Raw genomic sequence first — 5,172 nt, 5'->3', positions numbered from 1 at the left:
CACCGCCGCCTGCCTCTGCCACATTCTTCGGGATGTCACTGCCGGGATGTCACTGCCGGGATGTTCACTACCGGAATCTCGCGTCCCGGCTCGCGCCGTCTCCCCGAGTCGGACGGCCGCGCTTCAGCTCTCGTCGGGTCTCAGCTCTCCGCCAGGATGTGGGAGAGCTCTGTGTCGAGGTCGAAATGGCGGTGTTCGGTGCCGGGTGGCACAGCGGCGTCGGTCCGCTTCAGGAACGACTCCAGGGCCCGCGCCGGGGCCTCGAGCAGAGCCTCCCCCTCCGGGGAGCTCAGGGCGATGCAGACGACGCCCTGGCCATGGCTACGGGATGGCCACACTCTGACGTCGCCGGTGCCGGTGGGCCGGTGCAGGCCCTCGGCGAGAAGGTCGCGGGCGAAAACCCATTCGACCGTCTCTTCGGCTCCGGTGTGGAAGGTGGCGTGCACGGCGTAAGGGTCGGCCGTGTCATACCGCAGTCCCGCGGGTACAGGCAGTGAGGACTCGCTCGACACAACGAGGCGCAGGTGCAGCTCGCAGCTGACCGTGGTGTTCATAAGCGCCAGGGCCTTTCGCTCAGTGTGCGCTCGGGGATTCGCACGTCGGCGAAATCGACATGCCACCTACGGTGCCGTTGTAAACCCCTCTGACCGTTTTGCGGGTCTTCCGATAGCTCCAGCGGCCGAGTCGTGAGCCCGCCGGTGCCGCCATTACGGTGACTTCGGCGTATCGGGTAGGTTGGGTCACATGAATGCGGAGAGTGACGAGCGACGGGCGGGTGCCGTACCACCGGCGCCCGAGGTCGCGACGGGGGAGAGCGCGTCGGAGGAGCCGGTTTTCGGTTCCCGGGCGCCGCAGTTCATCAAGCGGTCGCGCCCGCTGCACCTGAGCTGGCAGGTCGGGGTCTTTGTCGTGGGCCTCGCGGTGGTGGTGGCGGGCATCATCATGCTGCCGCTGCCCGGTCCCGGCTGGCTGGTGATCTTCGGCGGGATGGCGATCTGGGCGACCGAGTTCGTCTGGGCGCAGCTGGTGCTGCGCTGGACGAAACGCAAGGTGACCGAGGCTGCCCATCGCGCCCTGGATCCGAGGGTGCGCAAGCGGAACATCATCCTGACCTCGATCGGGCTGGTGATCTGTGCGGTGGCGCTGACCGTGTACGTGTGGAAGTTCGGCCTCGTCATGCCCTGGAAGATCAAGGAGTGACCGGTGGCCGTCGGTCGGCCCGGGTTCCGGGCCGGCCGTGATGGTCATGAGCACGGTCCGGCATGCGCTAATGTTGGGCGTGCGCCCGGGCGATTAGCTCAGCGGGAGAGCGCTTCGTTCACACCGAAGAGGTCACTGGTTCGAACCCAGTATCGCCCACGCCTGTCCGAGGGCCCGGAGGCTTCACGCCTCCGGGCCCTCGGTGTTTTCGCGCCCCCTGAAGTGCCCCGTGAAGTGCCCTGCGAAGTGCCTGGTGAGGCGCCGCGGGTGCCCCGCCGTTGAAGCGCTTCCGCATCGATCCTGTCCGAACCGTTGACGTACGCGGCATCGATCCCTACTTTGGCCCGGCAAGCGCTTACCTAAAACGTTTCAAGCTTGGTTCTGCGGGGCAGCTCGGACAGACCTGCCCGGGAGGGGCGTGTCATGAGTGCTCGGCGATGGACGGCGAGGGCGAGAGGGCTTCGGGGGGCCGCGGCGGGGCTGGTCGCACTGGGGCTGCTGGCCACCGGCTGCGGCGGCGACGGCGGCAGCTCGTCCGGCGGGAAGGTGACCATCCGTTACGCCTGGTGGGGCGCCAAGGACCGGTCCGTCATGATCAAGAAGACGGTGAAGCTGTTCGAGAAGAAGCACCCGAACATCACCGTGAAGACGGACTTCGCCGAATACGCCGACTTCTGGAGCAAGTTCAATACCCAGGCCGCCGGCGGCAATGCGCCGGACGTCTTCCAGAACTCGTACGCCTTTCTGCGCAAGTACGGTGAAAAGAATCTGCTCCTCGATCTCAACAAGCAGGTCAAGGAGGGCAATCTCAATCTGAAGGGTTTCCGTAACGGCCTGGAGAAATCCGGGGACATCGACGGAAAGCTCTACGGCGTGCCGGTCGGCGCCAATACCTTCGGCTTCTTCTACAACCCGGCCGCCTTCAAGAAGGCGGGCGTCACCGTCAAGGACGGATGGACGTGGGACGACTTCTTCGCCGCCGCCAAGAAGGTGCGGAAGTCCGACGGCACGCTCTACGGCTCCAGCGACAACGCCGGTGTGATGTACCTGTACGACCTGTATCTGCGTCAGCACGGCAAGGCGTTCTTCACCGAGGACAAGAAGCTCGGCTTCACCAAGGACGACCTCAAGCAGTGGTGGAACACCTGGCAGCAGCACTCCAAGGCGGGTGAGCTGGTGCCGGGCAAGAAGACCGAACAGGCCAAGCCCAAGGCGACGATCAGCGCGAACCTGTCGGCCGCCGAGTTCACCTGGGACAACTTCCTGGTCCGGTTCGCGGCCGAGACCGACACCCCGCTCGAACTCGGGCCGCTGCCGACCACGGACGGCAAGAAGACCGCCCAGTACCTCTCCTCGCTGATGCTCAGCGGCTCCGCCCGCACCCAGCACCCCAAGGAAGTCGCCCAGCTCATCGACTTCATGACGCACGACCCCGAGGTCGGCAAGATCATGGGCTACAACCGCGGCATCCCGGCGACCACCGCGCAGTACGAGGCGTACAAGCCGAGCGGCGTCGACGCCAAGATCGCCGCGTATGAGAAGAGCGTGGCCGGGAAGCTGGAGCCGATCACTCCGCATCCGGCCGGCACCGATGTCGCCGAGGCCGCCTTCCTGCGCACCTACACCGATGTCACGGTCGGCCAGAGCTCGGTGGACAAGGCCGTGGACCAGTTCTTCGACGAGGCGGAATCCGCGCTCGGCTCGTGAGGAGAGCTTCCGTGACACGAACCACGACGCGCGCGGCGGAGCGGTCGGCCGCCCCGCCCCGGCCCGAGACCCGCAAGGGTGCCGCGCCGGACGCTCCGGGCGCGGCGGCCGGACGGCGGTCCGGCCGCCGGGAAACCCTGGCGGGCTATCTCTTCCTGACGCCCTGGTGCATCGGGATCCTGCTGCTCACGCTCGGCCCGATGCTGGTCTCGCTCTATCTGGCGTTCACCGACTACACCCTCTTCGACTCGCCCCGCTGGGTCGGGTTCAAGAACTTCCAGGAGATGTTCGAGGACGACCGGTGGTGGACGTCGGTCGAGGTGACGCTGAAGTACGTCCTGATCGGCACCCCGCTGAAGCTGCTGGCCGCGCTGGGCGTGGCGCTGCTGCTGGTCAAGCCGCGCAAGGGGCAGGGCTTCTACCGCTCGGCGTTCTACGCGCCCTCGCTCATCGGCGCGAGCGTGAGCATCGGCATCGTCTGGCGGGCGATCTTCAACGACGACGCGATCGTCGACAAGTCGATGAGTCTGTTCGGCTGGGACGTCGGCGGCTGGATCGGGGATCCGGACTGGGCGCTGCCCACGCTGATCACGCTCACCGTCTGGCAGTTCGGCGCCCCGATGGTGATCTTCCTCGCCGGGCTGAAGCAGGTGCCGCGCGAGCTGTACGAGGCGGCCGAGATGGACGGCGCGGGGGCGTGGCGGCGGTTCCGCTCCATCACCCTGCCGATGATCTCCCCGGTGCTCTTCTTCAATCTGCTGCTGGAACTCATCCACTCCTTCCAGGTCTTCACCTCGGCGGTCGTGCTCGCGGGCTCCGGCACCAACACCGGAGGCCCGGGCGACTCGCTGCTGGTCTACGGCTGGTACCTGTACGAACAGGGCTTCCGGAACCTGCGCATGGGCTACGCCGCCGCGATGGCCTGGATGCTGATGCTCGGCATCGGCCTGGTGACCGCGGTGCTGTTCAAGACCCAGCGCGGCTGGGTGCACTACGAGGAGGACGCCCGGTGACCACTCCCTCGACCTCTCTGACCTCCTCGAAGTCCCTGACCAGCTCGGGGCGGGCGCGGATCCGCTCGGTGGTCTGGCACCTGGGCGCGCTCGCGGTGCTGGCCGTGATCCTCTACCCCGTGGTGTGGGTGATCGGTGGTTCGTTCAAGCCCGGTGACAAGATCATCGGCAGTCTTCAGCTGCTGCCCACCGATCCGATCACCGAGAACTACCGGAGGCTCGGCGACGGTATCGCGGACGTCCCCGTCACGACCTTCTTCACCAATTCGCTGTTCCTGGCGGTCGGTTCGGTGATCGGGGTGCTGTTCTCCTGCTCGCTGGCGGCGTACGCGTTCGCCAGGATCCGGTTCGCGGGGCGGAACGTGCTGTTCACGCTCATGATCTCCACCCTGCTGCTGCCCTTCCAGATCTTGATCATTCCGCAGTACATCCTGTTCCAGAAGATGGAACTGATCAACACCTATGTCCCGCTGCTGCTCGGCAAGTACCTGGCGGCGGACGCGTTCTTCGTCTTCCTGATGGTGCAGTTCATGCGGGGCCTGCCGCGCGAGCTGGACGAGGCGGCGCGGCTGGACGGCTGCGGCCATCTGCGCATCTACTGGAACATCGTGCTGCCGCTGTGCCGTCCGGCCCTGATCACCAGCGCGATCTTCACCTTCATCTGGTCCTGGAACGACTTCATCGGCCCGCTGCTCTATCTCAACGAGCCCGACAAGTACACGGTCTCGATGGGGCTGAAGCTCTTCATCGACCAGGACAGCGTCGCCGATTACGGAGGCATGGTCGCCATGTCGCTGGTGGCCCTGCTGCCGGTGCTGCTGTTCTTCCTCGCCTTCCAGCGCTATCTGGTCGAGGGTGCCTCGACCTCCGGGCTGAAGGGTTGAGGGGACCCGCCATGGAGCGAGCGATACGGAGGTCCGAGCGGCCCGCGCGGCGTCTGGTGCGCTTCTCGCTGTTCGCCGAGTGCCTGCTGACCGGGGTCTGGGTGGTGCTCGCCGCGCTGCCGCTGCTCACCCTGCTCCCGTCGTTCGCCGCCGGATGCGCGCATCTGCGCCGCCATCTGGACGGTGAGCGCTCCACACTGCGGGACTTCGTTTCCGGAGTGCGGGAGGCGACCCGCGGCGGCTGGCGCTTCTCCCTGCTGTGGTGGGCGGCGCTCGCGCTGCTCGCCTTCGATCTGCGCGTGGCCCGCACCGGAGCCCTGCCGGGCGGGCCCGCCCTGGTCGCCGTGAGCGTGGCGGGCACGCTCGCG

General features: G+C 66.8%; 5 protein-coding genes, 1 tRNA gene and 1 pseudogene. 6 read left to right on the top strand and 1 reads right to left on the bottom strand.

From position 1 onward, the window contains the following. Positions 1-140: 140 nt before the first annotated feature. Entirely contained in the window at positions 141-554 is a 414-nt protein-coding gene (locus tag SSOG_RS07855; protein WP_003959770.1) for an SsgA family sporulation/cell division regulator, read from the bottom strand. Positions 555-744: 190 nt separating this feature from the next. On the opposite strand from SSOG_RS07855, the gene SSOG_RS07850 reads away from it, so the two are divergent. From SSOG_RS07850 to SSOG_RS53350, 6 genes and pseudogenes are all read left to right on the top strand, one after another. Beyond that, a complete protein-coding gene (locus SSOG_RS07850; RefSeq protein WP_009713676.1) occupies positions 745-1,200 on the top strand; it encodes a TIGR02611 family protein in 456 nt (151 codons plus the stop codon). A gap of 87 nt (positions 1,201-1,287) precedes the next feature. Then, positions 1,288-1,359 (top strand) — tRNA-Val (locus tag SSOG_RS07845). A 264-nt stretch (positions 1,360-1,623) separates the two neighbouring features. Next, positions 1,624-2,907: an ABC transporter substrate-binding protein gene (locus SSOG_RS07840; RefSeq protein WP_009713675.1), complete on the top strand. Its 1,284-nt coding sequence runs from the start codon at positions 1,624-1,626 to the stop codon at positions 2,905-2,907. Positions 2,908-2,918: 11 nt separating this feature from the next. Then, positions 2,919-3,920, top strand: a complete 1,002-nt coding sequence (locus tag SSOG_RS07835; protein WP_009713674.1) for a carbohydrate ABC transporter permease — start codon at positions 2,919-2,921, stop codon at positions 3,918-3,920. Positions 3,921-3,937: 17 nt separating this feature from the next. Then, on the top strand, positions 3,938-4,804 hold the full coding sequence (locus SSOG_RS07830) for a carbohydrate ABC transporter permease (RefSeq protein ID WP_086015853.1): 867 nt from the start codon (positions 3,938-3,940) through the stop codon (positions 4,802-4,804). Between the two features lie 11 nt (positions 4,805-4,815). Continuing rightward, positions 4,816-5,172: pseudogene (locus SSOG_RS53350) on the top strand (DUF624 domain-containing protein); the annotation flags it as partial.

The sequence above is a fragment of the Streptomyces himastatinicus ATCC 53653 genome, assembly GCF_000158915.1.
Lineage (GTDB): Bacteria > Actinomycetota > Actinomycetes > Streptomycetales > Streptomycetaceae > Streptomyces > Streptomyces himastatinicus.
The sequence above is the reverse complement of the archived record's forward strand: the minus strand, read 5'-3'. Positions and strand labels throughout refer to the sequence as shown.

What these genes read in the sequence shown, in the direction of transcription:
- SSOG_RS07855 (WP_003959770.1), bottom strand. Translation starts at nt 554, where the DNA reads ATGAACACCACGGTCAGCTGCGAGCTGCACCTGCGCCTCGTTGTGTCG.
- SSOG_RS07850 (WP_009713676.1), top strand. Translation starts at nt 745, where the DNA reads ATGAATGCGGAGAGTGACGAGCGACGGGCGGGTGCCGTACCACCGGCG.
- SSOG_RS07840 (WP_009713675.1), top strand. Translation starts at nt 1,624, where the DNA reads ATGAGTGCTCGGCGATGGACGGCGAGGGCGAGAGGGCTTCGGGGGGCC.